The organism is Bradyrhizobium sp. SK17 (assembly GCF_002831585.1).
Lineage (GTDB): Bacteria > Pseudomonadota > Alphaproteobacteria > Rhizobiales > Xanthobacteraceae > Bradyrhizobium.
In genome coordinates this window covers 2,183,895-2,199,602 of sequence record NZ_CP025113.1, presented here as the reverse complement: position 1 = coordinate 2,199,602, position 15,708 = coordinate 2,183,895, and the positions used below count along the sequence as shown (strand labels likewise).

Annotated in this window: 15 protein-coding genes; 2 read left to right on the top strand and 13 right to left on the bottom strand. The window is 64.8% G+C overall.

All coding sequences use genetic code 11. From position 1 onward, the window contains the following. Window positions 1-20 precede the first annotated feature (20 nt). Both CWS35_RS10280 and CWS35_RS10275 read right to left on the bottom strand, forming a co-directional pair. Window positions 21-788 (bottom strand): lipolytic enzyme, encoded by a 768-nt coding sequence (locus tag CWS35_RS10280; protein ID WP_024578991.1) that lies wholly within the window; start codon window positions 786-788, stop codon window positions 21-23. Further along, window positions 785-2,074, bottom strand: a complete 1,290-nt coding sequence (locus CWS35_RS10275) for an OpgC domain-containing protein (protein WP_100951825.1) — start codon at window positions 2,072-2,074, stop codon at window positions 785-787. The genes CWS35_RS10280 and CWS35_RS10275 overlap by 4 nt, the downstream gene beginning before the upstream one ends. Window positions 2,075-2,308: 234 nt before the next feature. Between CWS35_RS10275 and apaG the strand changes: the two genes are divergently transcribed. Beyond that, window positions 2,309-2,707 carry a Co2+/Mg2+ efflux protein ApaG gene (gene apaG, locus CWS35_RS10270; RefSeq protein WP_024578989.1) on the top strand — a complete coding sequence of 133 codons (399 nt, stop codon included), beginning with the start codon at window positions 2,309-2,311 and terminating at the stop codon, window positions 2,705-2,707. Between the two features lie 326 nt (window positions 2,708-3,033). Here the strand turns inward: apaG and CWS35_RS10265 are convergent, their stop codons facing one another. The 3 genes from CWS35_RS10265 to CWS35_RS10255 form a co-directional block, all read right to left on the bottom strand. After that, the gene (locus CWS35_RS10265; RefSeq protein WP_100951824.1) at window positions 3,034-4,035 is read right to left on the bottom strand and encodes an Hsp33 family molecular chaperone; all 1,002 of its coding nucleotides are present in this window, start codon (window positions 4,033-4,035) and stop codon (window positions 3,034-3,036) included. Between the two features lie 194 nt (window positions 4,036-4,229). After that, window positions 4,230-5,156 (bottom strand): ornithine carbamoyltransferase, encoded by a 927-nt coding sequence (argF, locus tag CWS35_RS10260; protein ID WP_024578987.1) that lies wholly within the window; start codon window positions 5,154-5,156, stop codon window positions 4,230-4,232. Continuing rightward, window positions 5,156-6,361: an aspartate aminotransferase family protein gene (locus CWS35_RS10255; RefSeq protein ID WP_168226297.1), complete on the bottom strand. Its 1,206-nt coding sequence runs from the start codon at window positions 6,359-6,361 to the stop codon at window positions 5,156-5,158. The genes argF and CWS35_RS10255 overlap by 1 nt, the downstream gene beginning before the upstream one ends. 496 nt (window positions 6,362-6,857) lie before the next feature. Between CWS35_RS10255 and CWS35_RS10250 the strand changes: the two genes are divergently transcribed. Continuing rightward, entirely contained in the window at window positions 6,858-7,370 is a 513-nt protein-coding gene (locus tag CWS35_RS10250) for a GcrA family cell cycle regulator (protein WP_024578985.1), read from the top strand. Between the two features lie 233 nt (window positions 7,371-7,603). On the opposite strand, the gene phoB is transcribed toward CWS35_RS10250, so the two are convergent. The 8 genes from phoB to CWS35_RS10210 all read right to left on the bottom strand — a co-directional run bounded on the left by phoB (window position 7,604) and on the right by CWS35_RS10210 (window position 15,651). Further along, a complete protein-coding gene (gene phoB, locus CWS35_RS10245) occupies window positions 7,604-8,314 on the bottom strand; it encodes a phosphate regulon transcriptional regulator PhoB (RefSeq protein ID WP_016844067.1) in 711 nt (236 codons plus the stop codon). Window positions 8,315-8,444: 130 nt separating this feature from the next. Further along, entirely contained in the window at window positions 8,445-9,161 is a 717-nt protein-coding gene (gene phoU, locus CWS35_RS10240; RefSeq protein ID WP_024578984.1) for a phosphate signaling complex protein PhoU, read from the bottom strand. An 11-nt stretch (window positions 9,162-9,172) separates the two neighbouring features. Next, window positions 9,173-9,991 carry a phosphate ABC transporter ATP-binding protein PstB gene (gene pstB / locus CWS35_RS10235; protein WP_016844065.1) on the bottom strand — a complete coding sequence of 273 codons (819 nt, stop codon included), beginning with the start codon at window positions 9,989-9,991 and terminating at the stop codon, window positions 9,173-9,175. Beyond that, a complete protein-coding gene (gene pstA, locus CWS35_RS10230) occupies window positions 9,988-10,833 on the bottom strand; it encodes a phosphate ABC transporter permease PstA (RefSeq protein WP_024578983.1) in 846 nt (281 codons plus the stop codon). The genes pstB and pstA overlap by 4 nt, the downstream gene beginning before the upstream one ends. A 4-nt stretch (window positions 10,834-10,837) precedes the next feature. Continuing rightward, complete coding sequence (pstC, locus tag CWS35_RS10225; RefSeq protein WP_024578982.1) at window positions 10,838-11,827, bottom strand: phosphate ABC transporter permease subunit PstC; 990 nt, start codon at window positions 11,825-11,827, stop codon at window positions 10,838-10,840. 223 nt (window positions 11,828-12,050) lie between these two features. Then, window positions 12,051-13,061: a phosphate ABC transporter substrate-binding protein PstS gene (gene pstS, locus CWS35_RS10220; RefSeq protein WP_024578981.1), complete on the bottom strand. Its 1,011-nt coding sequence runs from the start codon at window positions 13,059-13,061 to the stop codon at window positions 12,051-12,053. A 136-nt stretch (window positions 13,062-13,197) separates the two neighbouring features. After that, window positions 13,198-14,511, bottom strand: coding sequence for an ATP-binding protein (locus tag CWS35_RS10215; protein WP_024578980.1), 1,314 nt, complete (start codon window positions 14,509-14,511; stop codon window positions 13,198-13,200). A gap of 84 nt (window positions 14,512-14,595) precedes the next feature. After that, window positions 14,596-15,651 carry a lysylphosphatidylglycerol synthase domain-containing protein gene (locus CWS35_RS10210; protein ID WP_024578979.1) on the bottom strand — a complete coding sequence of 352 codons (1,056 nt, stop codon included), beginning with the start codon at window positions 15,649-15,651 and terminating at the stop codon, window positions 14,596-14,598. Window positions 15,652-15,708 lie beyond the last annotated feature (57 nt).

Below are 15,708 nucleotides of genomic sequence, written 5' to 3'. Positions count from 1 at the left end.
ACGCATCAACTCTGCTTCCTCTAATTCTGCTGCACCGGACCCAGATGGGCCGCATCGATCACGAATTTCGCCAGTGCGCGGCCGAGACAGGCGTGAACCTTCTTGGCCAGGTCGACACCATGCGAGGTGCTGAACAGGTCAAAATATCCGGCGTCGCTCCACTGCTTCATGATCGAAAACCGGTCGAACAGCGGAACGTCGTGCTGCTGCGCCACCACCTTGATATTGTCGAGATAGGGCGGCGCAGAGATCATCGTCTCCGTACGCGGGCTGTATTGCAGATTGACCAGCACCACGTCGGCCCCAGCGCCCCGTAACGCAACAACGCCGTCGTTGATGGCGGTACGGAAATCGTCCGGATCGACTGCTCGCATAGCATCGACCGTTCCGGTCTGCCAGATAACCAAAGTAGGCTTTTTTGCTTCGGCAAGCTTAACAAGGGTTCCCGCGGTCTCCTCGGCGGTGCTTTTTCCCTGTAATTCTACGGATAAATCGATCGTGGCCGCCGGAAACGCCTCCTTGAGCGCGGCCTGGAGCTTCGCCGGATAGGCACTCGCCTCGTTGCCCTGGATGGTCGAGGAGCGGCTGCCGACCACGAGCACGTTGAGCGGCTGATTGGCCTTCAACGCATCCTTGACCTTGGGCAGCGAGCTCTCGCTCGCCAGCAGATAGGCGGGCACGTCGCAGGGTGGCGCCGGTGGATCGGCGGTGTCGCCGGCGCGCGCGGGCGCCGCCGCCAAACAGGCGACCAGCAGCGTCAGGCCCAGCATCGTCCATGCGGACTTCATGCTCCCCCTCCCGCCAGATCGGCGTTGCCGGCGGCGCCTTTTTTCGAGGCGCTTTTGTCGGCGGAGTGTTTGTACCACGAAATAATCCACGCCATGCCGCACATGATCAGGATGCCGCAGACGCTGATCAGGGCGTGCAATGCGGCACCGCCCGAGACCTCGGCAAGCACGAAATGACCGGCAAAGGCGAGGAAAACCCCAAGGCAGAATATCTCAAGCGAGTGCTGGCCACACAGGATCAATGGTCGCAGCCAGCGCGATTTCAAGCCCGGCCAATCCCGGGGCAGGAAGCGCACGGTGAGGGCTGCGAGCGCCAGGAAATGCGCGAACCGCAACACGTCAAGGTCGGTCTTGTTGATCGGATACATCCATTGCTCGATCACCTTCGGCATGATGTGGCCGAGCTGCGGCACGTACCAGGTCAGCGTCACGAAGAACGCGGCGACCAGATAGACGATGCAGATCCACATCGTGATGTTCGACGACAGGATGCGCGACATCCGCCGCGCACCGCCGAGCGCGCACCAGGCGCCGAACACGAACAGCAATTGCCAGGCGAACGGATTGAAGGCCCAGAAGCCGTTCGGATAGGCCGACAGGTACAGGTCGAACTGCCACGTCAGCGCGTACAGCACCACCGACAGGCCGAGCGTGACGTCGGGCTTCCACTTCATCAGCCACAGGATCAGCGGCAGGAACAGCATCAAGACAATATAGAGCGGCAGCACGTCCATGTTGACGGGACGGAAGCGCAGCAACAGCGCCTGCACGATGGTGACATCGGGCTGCTTGAGGAAGTCCATGATCCCCATCTCTTCGGAATAGAGCGGGTTCTCGAACGAGGTCGCGACATAGGAGATCTCGGCGAGGAAGATCGTGAACAGGAAGACATGCGCGACATAGATCTGCCAGACCCGGCGCAGGATGCGCGCTGTCGCGATCACGAAGCCGCCCTCCAGCATCGCCCGGCCGTAGACAAAGGCCGCGGTGTAGCCGGAGATGAAGATGAATATCTCGGTGGCGTCGGAGAAGCCGTAATTGCGGATCGTCAGCCAGGTCAGCAGATTGGTCGGCAGATGATCGATGAAGATCAGCCACAGCGCGAGCCCGCGGAACAGGTCGAGCCTGAGCTCGCGCTCGCCGGCCGCCGGCAGCGTGATCGCGGGCGCCGCCGCCCGGGCTTTCGCCTTGACGTCGGTCTTGGCATCCGTCTTGACGTCGCTCTTGGCGTCGCTCTTGGCATCAGCCGCGGGCGCGCCGGCTATCGGATCGGCAATCGAGCTCATCAAACACCATACCGGCGGCGATTCTCCGCACACCGCGCTGTAGCGATCATATCGGGCCGCCCCGGGCCGACAAAGCACCGCGTGCGGCGACATGCGGCCGCGCTTTAGAGCGGAACTATGTTGAATCCGCGATGAACACCCAGACCAGGGTTGGCTTTGCACAGCCCCGGCAGGCGATTGGTTCCGGCGGATCATTTGGCTATGATGGCAGCCGAGAGCACCGGATTGAGCCGCATGTACCGCGCCGTTACCCGCCAGATCGAAGTCACCGTCGAGCCGAATTTCATGCCGGATCGCTCGTCGGTCGAGCGGCGCGAATATTTCTGGTCCTACACGATCGTGATCACCAATTCGGGACCGGAAACGGTGCAGCTGCGCACCCGGCACTGGATCATCACCGACGCCACCGGGCGCCGCCAGGAGGTGCGTGGCGCGGGCGTGGTCGGGGAGCAGCCGGTGCTCGCGCCGGGCGCGCGCTATCAATATACGAGCGGCGTGCCGCTGCCGACCGCGTCCGGCTTCATGACCGGCAGCTATCAGATGGTCACCGAAGCCGGCGAGCGCTTCGACATCGACGTGCCGACCTTCTCGCTGGATAGCCCGAGCCCGGATGGCAAGCGGGTGTTGAACTAGCCGCCGCTGTCATGCCCCGCGCAGGCGCAGGGCTATCGCATATGGTGTGAGCAGCCCATGTGAACGCCGTCATGGCCGGGCTTGTCCCGGCCATCCATGTCTTCCTTCATAAGAAAACAAGACGTGGATGCCCGGGACAAGCCCGGGCATGACGATGTGGAAACGTCAGTTCCATAGCCCTTAGATGTCATATGCGATAGCCCTGCGCGCAGGCGGGGCATCCAGTACGCCGCGGCCTGTCCGCATCCACAACAGACGTCTCTGGAATACTGGATCACCCGCTTTCGCGGGCGATGACGAGCGTTGTGTGTGATGGCGACCGCGTCCTACTCCACGCCGGCTTCCTGCGGCGTGAACTCGTAGACCGACGAGCAGAACTCGCAGGTCACGACGACCTTGCCATCCTTGACCATCTCGGCGCGATCGTTCGGCGCAAAACTCTTCAGCATCGCCGACACCGCATCACGCGAGCAGGAGCACTGCGCGCGCAGCGGTTGCGGGGTGAAGACGCGCACGCCGCGCTCGTGGAACAGGCGGTACAACAGCCGCTCGCCTGAGAGATCGGGATCGATCAGCTCGACATCCTCGACGGTAGAGAGCAGCGACTGGCCCTCGACCCAGGCGTCGTCATCCGGCACCGAATGCGTCACCGTGCCTTCCGGCGCGTCGCCGGGATGCAGGTCGGCCTGCTTGGCGCGTTCCGGCGCCTTGGGCAGGAATTGCAGCAGGATGCCGCCGGCGCGCCAGTGCAGCTTGCCGCCTTCGCCACCGCGCATCTCCTCGCCGACCGCGAGCCGCACCCGCGTCGGGATCTGCTCGGAACGCAGGAAATATTCGTGTGCCGCCTCTTCCAGGCCGCCGCCCTCGAGCGCGACGAGGCCCTGATAGCGGCTGGTGTTGGAGCCCTGGTCGATGGTCATCGCAAGGTGGCCCTTGCCGAGCAGCTCGCCCGAGGTCTGGCCAGGCTTGAGCTGCGCCGCATCGTAGCGCGCATAGGCGCGCAGCCGGTCGGGCGCCTGGAAATCGACGATCAGCAGCGACACCGGACCATCGGTCCGGGTCTGAAGGATGAAGCGGCCCTCGAACTTGACCGACGAGCCGAGCAGCGTGGTCAGCACGATGGCCTCGCCGAGCAGCTTGCCGACCGCCGGCGGATAATCGTGCTTGTGCAGGATCTCGTCGAGCGCGGGGCCGAGCCGGGTCAGCCGGCCGCGCAGATCCAGCGCGCCGACCTCGAAGCCGAGCACGGCATCGTCGACAGGAACCGCCGACGGCGCGCGAACCGGCGCCTCGGCCGTGATTTTGATGTCGGGGGATTGTGAAACCATGGCGCTCTATCTGGGGTCTCGGACCGTGAAATAAAGGGGTTCAATCAACGACGGACCGTCGTCCCGGCGAAAGCCGGGACCCATAACCACCATTGTTCGTTGGTGCATCAAGCTGGGGCCCCAGCCTTTTGCAACAACGAGCAATGGTGGTTATGGGTCCCGGCTTTCGCCGGGACGACAGCGTTGAAGCGGCCTTACGCGACTTCGTTAAAACACCAGGCCAGAATGCCCTTCTGCGCATGCAGGCGGTTTTCGGCCTCGTCGAACACAACGGATTGCGGGCCGTCGATCACCTCGTCGGTGACCTCCTCGCCGCGATGCGCGGGCAGGCAGTGCATGAACAGCGCGTCGGGCTTGGCGAGCGACATCAGCTTGGCATTGACCTGATAGGGCCGCAGCACGTTGTGGCGGTGCTCGCCCTCCTTGTCGCCCATCGACACCCAGGTGTCGGTGACGACGCAGTCGGCGCCGCGCACGGCGGCCTCCGGATCGGTGCCGAGCACGATCGGCGCGTTGGTCGCCTTGATCCAGTCGCGCATCGGCTTCTTCGGCGACAGCTCCGGAGGGGTCGCGATATTGAGCTGGAACTTGAACCGCTCGGCGGCATGCGCCCAGGAAGCCAGCACGTTGTTGTCGTCGCCGGTCCAGGCCACCGTCTTGCCCTCGATCGAGCCGCGGTTCTCCTCATAGGTCATGAGGTCGGCCATCACCTGGCAGGGATGCGAGCGCCGGGTCAGGCCGTTGATGACGGGCACGGTGGCGTGGGCGGCGAGCTCGAGCAGCGCGTCATGGTTGAGGATGCGGATCATGATCGCATCGACATAGCGCGACAGCACCCGCGCGGTGTCGGCGATGGTCTCGCCGCGGCCGAGCTGCATCTCGGTGCCGGTCAGCATGATCGATTCACCGCCGAGCTGGCGCATACCGACGTCGAACGACACCCGGGTGCGGGTCGACGGGCGCTCGAAGATCATCGCCAGCGTCTTGCCTTCGAGCGGCTTCCTGGCCTTCTCATGCGCCTTCAGCCTGGCCTTCATGGCGGCGCCGGCAGACAGCATATTGCGCAGCTCGCCGAGCGGCAGCTCGTTGATGTCGAGGAAGTGACGGACCGGCTTGCTCATTATCCGGCCTTCCTCGGCTGTGCCGCCGACAATGTCGCGCAGGCGCGCTCGAGCGAGCCGATCGACTGGTCGATCTCGGCCTCGGTCACGATCAGGGGCGCGAGGAAGCGCACCACATTGTCGCCGGCGCCGACGGTGAGCAGCTTTTCGTTGCGCAAAGCGGCGATCAGGTCGCCCGAGGGCACCACGGCCTTGACGCCGATCAGGAGGCCCTCGCCGCGCACATCCGCCAGCACGGTGGGATAGCGATCGACGACGGAAGCGAGCTTCTGCTTCAGCAGCAGCGATATCTTCTGGACGTGGTCGAAGAAGCCGGGCTTCAGCATGACGTCGAGCACGGCATTCGCCGCCGCGACCGCCAGCGGATTGCCGCCGAAGGTCGAGCCATGCGAGCCGGGCGCCATGCCCTCAGCGGCCTTCGCCGTTGCCAGCACCGCACCGATCGGGAAGCCGCCGCCGAGCGCCTTGGCCAGCGACATCACGTCCGGCGTGACGCCGACGCGCTTGTAGGCGAACAGGTCGCCGGTACGGCCCATGCCGGTCTGCACCTCGTCGAAGGCGAGCAGCAGGCCATGCTCGTCGCACAGCGCACGCAGCGCCTTGAAGAAGGCGTGCGGCGCCGAGCGCACGCCGCCCTCGCCCTGCACCGGCTCGATCAGGATGCCGGCGGTGTGCGGGCCGATCGCCTTCTTCACCGCCTCGATGTCGCCATGCGGCACCTGGTCGAAGCCGTCCATCGGCGGGCCGAAGCCTTCGAGATATTTCGCCGAGCCGGTCGCGGCCAGCGTGCCCAGCGTGCGGCCATGGAAGGCGCCCTCGAAGGTGATGATGCGATAGCGTTCCGGATGGCCCTTGGAGAAGTGATAGTGGCGGACCAGCTTGATCACGCCTTCCATCGCTTCCGCGCCGGAATTGCAGAAGAACACGAAGTCGGCAAAGCTCTGCTCGCACAGCCGCGCGGCCAGCTTCTCGCCGTCCGGGCTCTTGAACAGGTTCGACATGTGCCAGAGCCTGGTCGCCTGTTCCTGCAACGCCTTGACCAGATGCGGATGCGCATGCCCGAGCGCGTTCACCGCGACGCCCGAGGTGAAATCGAGATAGCGGTCGCCATTGGTTGCGATCAGCCAGGCGCCCTCACCGCGCTCGAAGCCGAGATCGACCCTGGCGAAGACGGGAAGCAGATGCGACGGGGCGCTGTTGGTCATGGCGTTCACTGCCGGTTAGAGGCCGACAATTGCCGCGCGCCTTGACGCCAGCGCAGCAACGGCCGGCTTCGGAAAACAAAACGGCCGCCTTTGCGGGCGGCACGTGGCAACATTCTATGCTGCGGCGGGTCCGTGTCAATCGCCAGCAGCCGGCCTTAGCCGGGCTTCCGTGCGTGCGAAACGAGCGCAATCCGGAGCATTCCGGTGCGGTGGAAAAGCCTCATTGCAATGCCTAACTGTGTGGGAACATGTGGACGCACAGCCGCGGACTCTTGCGCCAGAGTCACGCCATATTGTAGCGTTTGGGCTGTCGGGTACGACATCTCGTGCGGCAGTACTGGACCCTCTAAGTAGCCTTTGTGTCTCGCGTAAACGTTCGGGCGCAACACCGTGCCCGGCGAGGGCTAAGGGATTCTGGCCGCAGGGATATTTGTCCAGATTTGGCTCGCAACGCCGCTCCAATGACTGGCCGGCGCCATGCGAAAGGAAGAATGCGATGACGGTATTGACCTGGTCCGACGATCGCGTCGAGCAGCTGAAGAAGCTCTGGGAGTCTGGCCTTTCGGCCAGCCAGATCGCAGCGGAACTTGGCAATGTGACGCGAAACGCCGTGATCGGCAAAGTGCATCGGCTCGGCCTCTCCGGCCGTGCCAAGGCGCCCTCGACCGCCGCGCCGCGGCAGCGCAAGGCGCGTCCCGCCCAGCACATGATGCGGGTGGCGCGCCCGGTTTCGCGCGGCAACACCGCGCTCGCCCACGCCTTCGAGGTCGAGATGGAGCCCGATCCGATCTCCTACGACAACGTGGTGCCGATGAGCCAGCGGCTGTCGCTGATCGAGCTCAACGAAGCCACCTGCCATTGGCCGGTCGGCGATCCCTCGAGCCCGGAATTCTTCTTCTGCGGCGGCAAGGCGCTCGCCGGCCTGCCCTATTGCGCGCACCACTCGCGCATCGCCTACCAGCCCGCCGGCGATCGGCGCCGGCCATCGGCGAAACCGCAGATCAAGTAAGCGCTCGGGAAACCACGGAAGACTTCAAAAACAAATCCCCGCTTTGGCGGGGATTTTTTTTGGCTTTCAGAAGCATCACCAGCGTCGTCCCGGCGAAGGCCGGGACCCATAACCACGAATGAGCGTTGTTGGAAAGCCGTCTGGCCGCTTGCCTATTGCGCTGGCCGCGGCGTATGGGTCCCGGCCTTCGCCGGGACGACCCGCGTGTACGGCTTGTGATTACCGCACGCCCGTTACGGCTGCGGCTCGGCCTTGGCGAAGCGGTCGTCGAGCGCATAGCCGGCGCCGCGCACGGTGCGGATCGGATCCTGCTCGCGGCCCGGATTGAGCAGCTTGCGCAGGCGACCGATATGGACGTCGACGGTGCGCTCATCGATATAGATGTCGCGGCCCCAGACGCTGTCGAGCAGCTGCTCGCGGCTGAACACGCGGCCGGGATGCTCGAGGAAGAATTCGAGCAGGCGATACTCGGTCGGCCCGAGATCGATCGGCCGGCCCGAGCGCGCCACGCGGCGCTTCTCGCGATCGAGCTCGATGTCGCCATAGGTCAGCACGGTCGCAAGCCGCTCCGGGCTGGCGCGGCGCAGCAGGCCCTTCACCCGTGCCAGCAGCTCGGGCACCGAGAACGGCTTGACGATGTAATCGTCGGCGCCGGTGGCCAGCCCGCGCACGCGCTCGCTCTCCTCGCCGCGCGCGGTCAGCATGATGATCGGAAGCTGCTTGGTCTCCGGCCGCGCCCGCAGGCGGCGGCACAGCTCGATGCCGGAAAGACCCGGCAGCATCCAGTCGAGGACCACGAGGTCGGGAACGCGCTCCTTCAGCCGGGTGTCGGCATCATCGCCGCGCCCGACGGTTTCGACATCGTAGCCTTCCGCATCGAGGTTGTAGCGCAACAACGTCGTCAGCGCTTCCTCGTCTTCGACTACCAGAATGCGTGCGCTCATCGGTCTAAGTTCTTTCTCTGTGGTGATCCGTTGCCCAGACGCAAACCGAAACGCTTACTTCCTTCAGCAAGGTCCGCGCGCAAACGATCTGTCGCGAGGACAATCCGGTTCCGCTGTCGCGGATCATGCCCTAGTTGCCCGGCACCGTGGTGGCAAAGTTGGTCATGTCGCCCTTCGGGCGCTTGTCGGTGATCTGCTGGCCCTCGATCATGTAGAACACGGTTTCGGCGATGTTGGTGGCGTGATCGCCGATCCGCTCGATGTTCTTGGCGCAGAACATCAGATGGATGCAGAACGAGATGTTGCGCGGATCCTCCATCATGTAGGTCAGCAGCTCGCGGAACAGCGAGGTGCAGATCGCATCGACCTCCTCGTCGCCCTTCCAGACGTTCATCGCCGCCGGCAGGTCGTGTGCCGCGTAGGCGTCGAGCACCGACTTGACCTGCGACAGCACGAGATCGGTCATGTGCTCGAGGCCGCGGATCAGCTTCAGCGGCTGGAAATCGCTCTCCAGCGCCGCGACGCGCTTGCCCATGTTCTTGGCGAGATCGCCGATCCGCTCGAGATCGGTGGCGACGCGCATCGCGCTGACGATTTCGCGCAGGTCGATCGCCATCGGCTGGCGGCGGGCGATCGTCAGCACCGCGCGCTCTTCGATGACGCGTTGCAGATTGTCGATCTCGATGTCGGCGGCGACCACGCGCTTGCCGAGCGCGACGTCGCGACGGATCAGCGCGTCAACCGACTCGGTGATCATCCGCTCGACGAGGCCGCCCATCTCGGCGACCAGGCGGGTCAATTCCTGCAGGTCGCTGTCGAATGCCTTGGCGGTATGTTCAGAAGCCATCGTTCCTCTCCTCAGCCGAACCGGCCGGTGATGTAGTCCTGGGTCCGTCGATCGCTCGGCGAGGTGAAGATCTTGTTGGTGTCGTCGAACTCGATCAGCTCGCCGAGATACATGAAGGCGGTCTTGTCGGAGACGCGCGCCGCCTGCTGCATGTTGTGGGTCACGATCGCGATCGTGTAATCCTCGGAGAGCTCCTGGATCAGCTCCTCGACCTTGGCGGTCGAGATCGGATCGAGCGCCGAGCACGGCTCGTCGAACAGGATCACCTCGGGACGCACCGCAACGGTGCGCGCGATGCACAGGCGCTGCTGCTGACCGCCGGAGAGCGACAGGCCGGAGGCGTTCAGCTTGTCCTTGACCTCGTTCCACAGCGCGCCGCCGCGCAGCGCCTTTTCGACCCGGTCGTCCATCTCGGACTTCGAGATCTTCTCGTAGAGGCGGATGCCGAAAGCGATGTTCTCGTAGATCGTCATCGGGAACGGCGTCGGCTTCTGGAACACCATGCCGACCCGCGCACGCAGCAGGTTGAGGTCGAGCTTGGGATCGAGAATGTTGGTCTGGTCCAGCATCAGCTGGCCGACCGCGCGCTGGCCCGGATAGAGGTCGTACATCCGGTTGAAGATGCGCAGCAGGGTCGACTTGCCGCAGCCGGACGGACCGATGAACGCGGTGACGCGGTTGGTGCCGAGCGTCAGGTTGATGTTCTTCAGCGCGTGGTGCTCACCATAGTAGAAGTTGAGGTTGCGCACCGTGACCTTCGGCGGCGCTTCCGGCAACGGAACCTGGGGAACGTGACCCGCGGCAGTCGTGGAAACAGAAAGCTCGGTCATTTTGCGGCCCTTTCAGCACCAAGGATACGCGCGCCGATATTGAGCGCGAGCACGGTGAATGTGATGAGCAGTGCGCCGCTCCACGCCAGTTCTTTCCAGTAGGCGTAGGGGCTCTGCACGAAGTTGTTGATGGTCACCGGCAGGTTGGCCATCGTCTTGGTCAGGTTGAGGCTGAAGAACTGGTTCGACAGCGCCGTGAACAGCAGCGGCGCGGTCTCGCCGGCGACGCGGGCGGTCGCCAGCAGCACGCCGGTGATCAGGCCCGACCGGGCCGCACGATAGGCGATCCGCTTGATCACCAGCGAACGCGGCAGGCCGAGCGCCGAGGCCGCCTCGCGCAGCGGGTTGGGCACCAGCAGCAGCATGTCCTCGGTGGTGCGCAGCACGACCGGGATCACGATCACCGCGAGCGCGAGGCTGCCTGCGATCGCCGAGAAGCCGCGCATCGGCACCACCACGGCGCCATAGATGAACAGGCCGATGATGATCGAGGGCGCGCTGAGCAGGATGTCGTTGATGAAGCGGATCACCGAGGTGAGCTTGTCGTGCCTGCCGTATTCGGCGAGGTAGGTGCCGGCGAACAGGCCGAGCGGCGCGCCGATGCCGACGCCGATCACGGTCATGATGACCGAGCCGACGATGGCATTGAGCAGGCCGCCTTCGGTCGAGCCGGGCGGCGGCGTGTTCTGGGTGAACAGCTGCACGCTGAGGCCGGCGAGGCCGTTGTAGAGCAGCGTGATCAGGATCAGCGCCAGCCAGGTGACGCCGAACAGCGCCGCGCCGACGCAGAGCGCGCGGATCACGATGTCGCTGCGGCGGCGGGATTTGTAGATCGGGTTCATGGCGTTACTTCCCCGCCTTCTTTTCAAGCCGCATCAGCATCAGCCGCGCTCCGGCGAGCACGAAGAAGGTCAGCACGAACAGCAGCAGGCCGAGCAGGATCAGGCCGGACTGGTGCAGGCCGTCGCTCTCGGCGAACTCGCTGGCGATCGCCGCCGAGATCGTGGTGCCCGGCGCGAAGATCGACGACGAGATGCGGAACGAGTTGCCGATGATGAAGGTGACCGCCATGGTCTCGCCGAGCGCGCGGCCGAGCGCCAGCATGATGCCGCCGATCACGCCGACGCGGGTGTAGGGGATCACCACGCTGCGGACGACTTCCCAGGTGGTGCAGCCCATGCCGTAGGCGGCTTCCTTGAGCACCGGCGGCACGGTCTTGAACACGTCGACCGAGATCGCGGTGATGAAGGGCAGCACCATGATCGCGAGGATCAACGCGGCGTTGAACAGGCTGAGATAGGACGGCGGGCCTGCGAACACCGCGCCGAGCACCGGAATGCCCTCGAAAGCCCTGATCATGAAGGGCTGGAACGTGTTGGCGAGGAACGGGCCGAGCACGAAGAAGCCCCACATGCCGTAGATGATGGAGGGGATGCCGGCGAGCAGCTCGATGGCGATGCCGATCGGACGGCGCAGCCATTGCGGGCAGAGTTCGGTGAGGAAGACGGCGATGCCGATGCCGACCGGGATCGCGATCAGCATCGCGATGACCGATGTGATCAGCGTGCCGTAGATCGGGCCGAGCGCGCCGAGCACCGGCGGATCGGCCGAGGGCGCCCAGCGCTGCGTCCAGAGGAAGGCGAGGCCATACTCCTTCATCGCCGGCCAGGCGCCGACGATCAGCGACAGGATGATGCCGCCGAGGATCAACAGGACCGAAATCGCCGAGACGCGGGTGATCCAATAGAAGGTGGCATCACCGAGCTTGAAGGCGCTGAGGGCCTTGGCGCGATCGTAAGGTCCCGCGGCTTCCATCACATCGCTCTGAACAGCCATGTCTGCCACGCCACTTCCCTCTTTATTATTTGAAAGCTGCACTAACCGCTACGCCCCCGAAGCGATCTTCACTGACGCAAAAGGCCGGGCGTCGTTCCGGTTGCGCCGGGGGCGCGAACCCCGGGGCTCATCCGCGTGTCTTGCCGCAGTGACGAACCCCGGGTCTTGGTCGCTCGGCCTGCGCCGCCATTCGAACGGCACAGGCCTTGGTCGAAGCGATAGCTTAGCTCTTGATGTCCGAGGACCAGGTCTTCTCGATCAGCTTGACGACCGATTCCGGCATCGGGATGTAGTCGAGCTCTTCGGCCGCCTTGCCGCCCTTCTCGAAGGCGTACTTGAAGAACTTGAGCGCTTCCTGCGAGGCCGCCTTGTCGGTGGCTTCCTTGTGCATCAGGATGAAGGTCGCGGCGGTGATCGGCCAGGAGGCTTCGCCCGGCTGGTCGGTCAGGATCACGTAGTAGCCGGGAGCCTTGGCCCAGTCGGCGTTCGACGCCGCAGCCTGGAAGGCGGCGATGGTCGGCTGCACGGTCTTGCCGGCCTTGTTGACCAGCGCGGTGTAGGTCAGCTTGTTCTGCTTGGCATAGGCGTATTCGACATAGCCGATCGCATTCTTGGTCTGGCCGATGTTGCCGGCAACACCTTCGTTGCCCTTGGCGCCGACGCCGACCGGCCACTCGACCGCGGTGCCGGAACCGACCTTGGACTTCCACTCGGCGTTCGACTTGGAGAGGTAGTCGGTGAAGTTGAAGGTGGTGCCCGAACCGTCCGAACGGCGCACGACGGTGATCGCGTCACCCGGCAGGGTCAGCTTCGGATTGAGCTTGGCGATCGCCGCGTCGTTCCACTTGGTGATCTTGCCGAGATAGATGTCGCCGAGCACTTCGCCCGAGAGCACGAGATCGCCCGACTTGATGCCTTCGACGTTCACGACCGGAACGATCGCGCCCATCACCATCGGCCACTGGACGAGGCCGTCCTTCTCGAGCTGCTCGGCCTTGAGCGGCGCGTCGGTGGCGCCGAAGGTCACGGTCTTGGCCTGGATCTGCTTGATGCCGGCGCCCGAACCGATCGACTGATAGTTCAGGCCGTTGCCGGTGTCCTTCTTGTAGGCGTCAGCCCATTTCGAATAGATCGGGAACGGAAACGTTGCGCCCGCGCCGGTGATATCGGCAGCGAAGGCCGACGTCGAAGCGGCGACCATGCCGGCAGCGACGATTGCTTTGATGAAATTCATGGGGTGGTCTCCATCGTGTGAGCGAAGCGCCGAATGCGCCCGATCGCGCTCACGCCGGTCCATCTAGGAGCGGTCGGTGCCGGTTTTACGAAGGTTGGATGACAGTTGGATGACAGAGCTAAGCGACTGAGAACGCTTAGCTTTGGGTCTGTACCGGGGTCTTCGGGCGGGGAAAACAGGCGGTAAAAGTGGCGCCATTCTTCGGCACGCTCTCGATCAAAAGACGCCCGCGATGACGGTTAAGAATATGTTTCACCAGCGATAATCCGAGGCCCGTTCCGCCCTGGTTTCGGCTGTCGCCGACGTCCACCCGGTAGAACCGCTCGGTCAGCCGCGGCAGGTGCTCCGGGGCGATGCCGGGACCGAAATCCCGTACCAGGACACGGATTTCGGGGCTTCCCTCACCCGATGCGCCCGAAACGGTCTGATTGAGCGACACTATGACGCGCCCGCCCGAGGCGCCATATTTGAGCGCATTCTCGATCAGGTTCTCGAACAGCCGCAGCAGTTCCTCGCGGTCGCCGGCGATCGTGACCGGGGTCGGCGGCAGATCGACCTCGATCTCGACCTGGCGCTCGCTGGCCAGCACCTCGAGGCCGTCGGCGACCTGACGGATGATCGGCACGATGTCGATCGAGGCCTCGGGGCGGACATGGGCCGACAATTCGACCCGTGACAGCGACAGCAGATCGTCGATCAGCCGTGCCATGCGGGTGGCCTGGGTGTGCATGATGCCGAGGAAGCGTTCGCGTGCCCGCACGTCCTCTCGCGCCGGCCCCTGCAACGTGTCGATGAAGCCGGACAGCGCCGCGAGCGGGGTGCGCAACTCGTGACTGGCATTGGCGACGAAGTCGGCGCGCATCTCCTCGACCCGACGCAGCGGCGTCAGGTCGTGGAAGGTCATCAGCATGCACTTCTCGGTGCCGCCGAACTGGGTCGGCACCGGCACCGGCGTGATGACCAGCTCCATCCAGCGATCGACCGGGACGTGATCGGTATAGGTGGCGCGGCGCGGCTCGGTGGTCGCGATCGCCTCGCGCAGCGCGGTGATAATTTCAGGGGAACGCAGTGCGAACTGCGCCAGTTCGTTCCTGCGCAGCGCCGGGGCAAGCTGGGCCGCGGCAGCGTTGAGATGGATGACGCGGCCGGCGCGGTCGAGCAGCACGGCCGGATCCGGCATGCCGGCGACGACGGCGCTGACGGCAGCCGCCTCGACCGGATTGACGCCGCGGACGTCCTCGCGCGACGTCCCGGCATCATGCAGCCGCCACGGCACCAGCGCAGCGGCGGCGATGCAGGCGAACACCGCGCAGGCGCGGACCAGCGACAATTCGCCGAGCGCGACCACCACGCTCAGCGCCAGCGCCGCCGCGAGCAGGATCAGCGCCGCGTGACGCAGCCGGTCGGGCCAGGGCGAAAAAATCGAGGAAGGCGTATCGTCAACTGCCATCGCGGCGGCTTTCATCCCGTCGGTTCGTGTCTCGCCCAGGCGCGGTCAATCGACCTGTCCTCGGGAGACATCGGGGCTGCTTCATCAGACGCCGGAGTCACCGCGCTTTCGGACCAAAACCGCTTCTCGGTGCGGCTGCGCGCGGGGACCCGAATCAGCCTGCGGCAGCCGTTTGAGTCGGGCGCCGACGATAACCTCCCGAAACGTCAGCAAGATTACAGATATGACGAAAGGGACAATATAGTAGAGCAGCCGGAACAGCAGCATACCGCCGAGCAGGTCCTCGCGGTCCATCTGCCAGAGGCCGACCAGCATGGCGGCGTCGAACACCCCGAGGCCGCCGGGGGAGTGGCTGGCGAAGCCGAGCAGCGTCGCCGACACGAAGATGACCGCGACCACGACGAAGCCCAGATTGGGCTCGTCGGGCACCAGCACATACATCGCCAGCGCGCAGAAGCCGAGGTCGACGATGCCGATCGCGATCTGCAGCAGGGTCAGCGGACCGCCCGGCAAGGTCACCGTCCAGGGACCACGGCCGACCACCCGCGGCTGGGTCCAGACCCAGACCACATAGGCCACCAGCGCGATGATGATCGCAAAGGCGATCGCGCGGTTGAGCCACGGCGGCAGCTGGTCGATGTTGGCGGCGGCCTCCGGATGATAGGCGATGCCGAGCCCGAGCACCGCGGCATTGCCGAGCCAGAAGGTCAGGCCGGCGAGGAAGCAGATCTTGGCGACGTCGATCGCGTTCAATCCCCAGGCCGAATAGATCCGGTAGCGCACCGCGCCGCCGGTAAAGACGCTGGCGCCGACATTGTGCCCGATCGAATAGGAGGTGAACGCGGCGAGCGCATTGACGCGATAGGGCACATGGGCATGGCCGATCGCGCGCACCGCGAACAGATCGTAGAAGGTCAGCGTGAAATAGCCGGCTGCGACGAACAGTCCCGCCAGCATGATCTGGCGTGGCTCAGTGCTCTTGATGGCCTCGAGCACCTCATTGGTGTCGATGCCGCGCAGCATGTGATAGAGGACGTAACAGGCGATGCCGATGACGGCGATGCTGATGACAACACCCAGCCGATGCAGGATTTGCTTCTGGCGCAGAAACGCCATCGCCCTGCCTGTTGCTTCCAGCATCTAGACCTCGAATTGCGATCCCGCGACGACGGCTCCCGGGCGACCGCCGCCGGCGCT

Excerpts from the sequence above, each read along its gene's own strand:
- CWS35_RS10280 (WP_024578991.1), bottom strand. The coding sequence starts at position 788 with ATGAAGTCCGCATGGACGATGCTGGGCCTGACGCTGCTGGTCGCCTGT.
- CWS35_RS10275 (WP_100951825.1), bottom strand. The coding sequence starts at position 2,074 with ATGAGCTCGATTGCCGATCCGATAGCCGGCGCGCCCGCGGCTGATGCC.
- apaG (WP_024578989.1), top strand. The coding sequence starts at position 2,309 with ATGTACCGCGCCGTTACCCGCCAGATCGAAGTCACCGTCGAGCCGAAT.
- CWS35_RS10265 (WP_100951824.1), bottom strand. The coding sequence starts at position 4,035 with ATGGTTTCACAATCCCCCGACATCAAAATCACGGCCGAGGCGCCGGTT.
- argF (WP_024578987.1), bottom strand. The coding sequence starts at position 5,156 with ATGAGCAAGCCGGTCCGTCACTTCCTCGACATCAACGAGCTGCCGCTC.
- CWS35_RS10255 (WP_168226297.1), bottom strand. The coding sequence starts at position 6,361 with ATGACCAACAGCGCCCCGTCGCATCTGCTTCCCGTCTTCGCCAGGGTC.
- CWS35_RS10250 (WP_024578985.1), top strand. The coding sequence starts at position 6,858 with ATGACGGTATTGACCTGGTCCGACGATCGCGTCGAGCAGCTGAAGAAG.
- phoB (WP_016844067.1), bottom strand. The coding sequence starts at position 8,314 with ATGAGCGCACGCATTCTGGTAGTCGAAGACGAGGAAGCGCTGACGACG.
- phoU (WP_024578984.1), bottom strand. The coding sequence starts at position 9,161 with ATGGCTTCTGAACATACCGCCAAGGCATTCGACAGCGACCTGCAGGAA.
- pstB (WP_016844065.1), bottom strand. The coding sequence starts at position 9,991 with ATGACCGAGCTTTCTGTTTCCACGACTGCCGCGGGTCACGTTCCCCAG.
- pstA (WP_024578983.1), bottom strand. The coding sequence starts at position 10,833 with ATGAACCCGATCTACAAATCCCGCCGCCGCAGCGACATCGTGATCCGC.
- pstC (WP_024578982.1), bottom strand. The coding sequence starts at position 11,827 with ATGGCTGTTCAGAGCGATGTGATGGAAGCCGCGGGACCTTACGATCGC.
- pstS (WP_024578981.1), bottom strand. The coding sequence starts at position 13,061 with ATGAATTTCATCAAAGCAATCGTCGCTGCCGGCATGGTCGCCGCTTCG.
- CWS35_RS10215 (WP_024578980.1), bottom strand. The coding sequence starts at position 14,511 with ATGGCAGTTGACGATACGCCTTCCTCGATTTTTTCGCCCTGGCCCGAC.
- CWS35_RS10210 (WP_024578979.1), bottom strand. The coding sequence starts at position 15,651 with ATGCTGGAAGCAACAGGCAGGGCGATGGCGTTTCTGCGCCAGAAGCAA.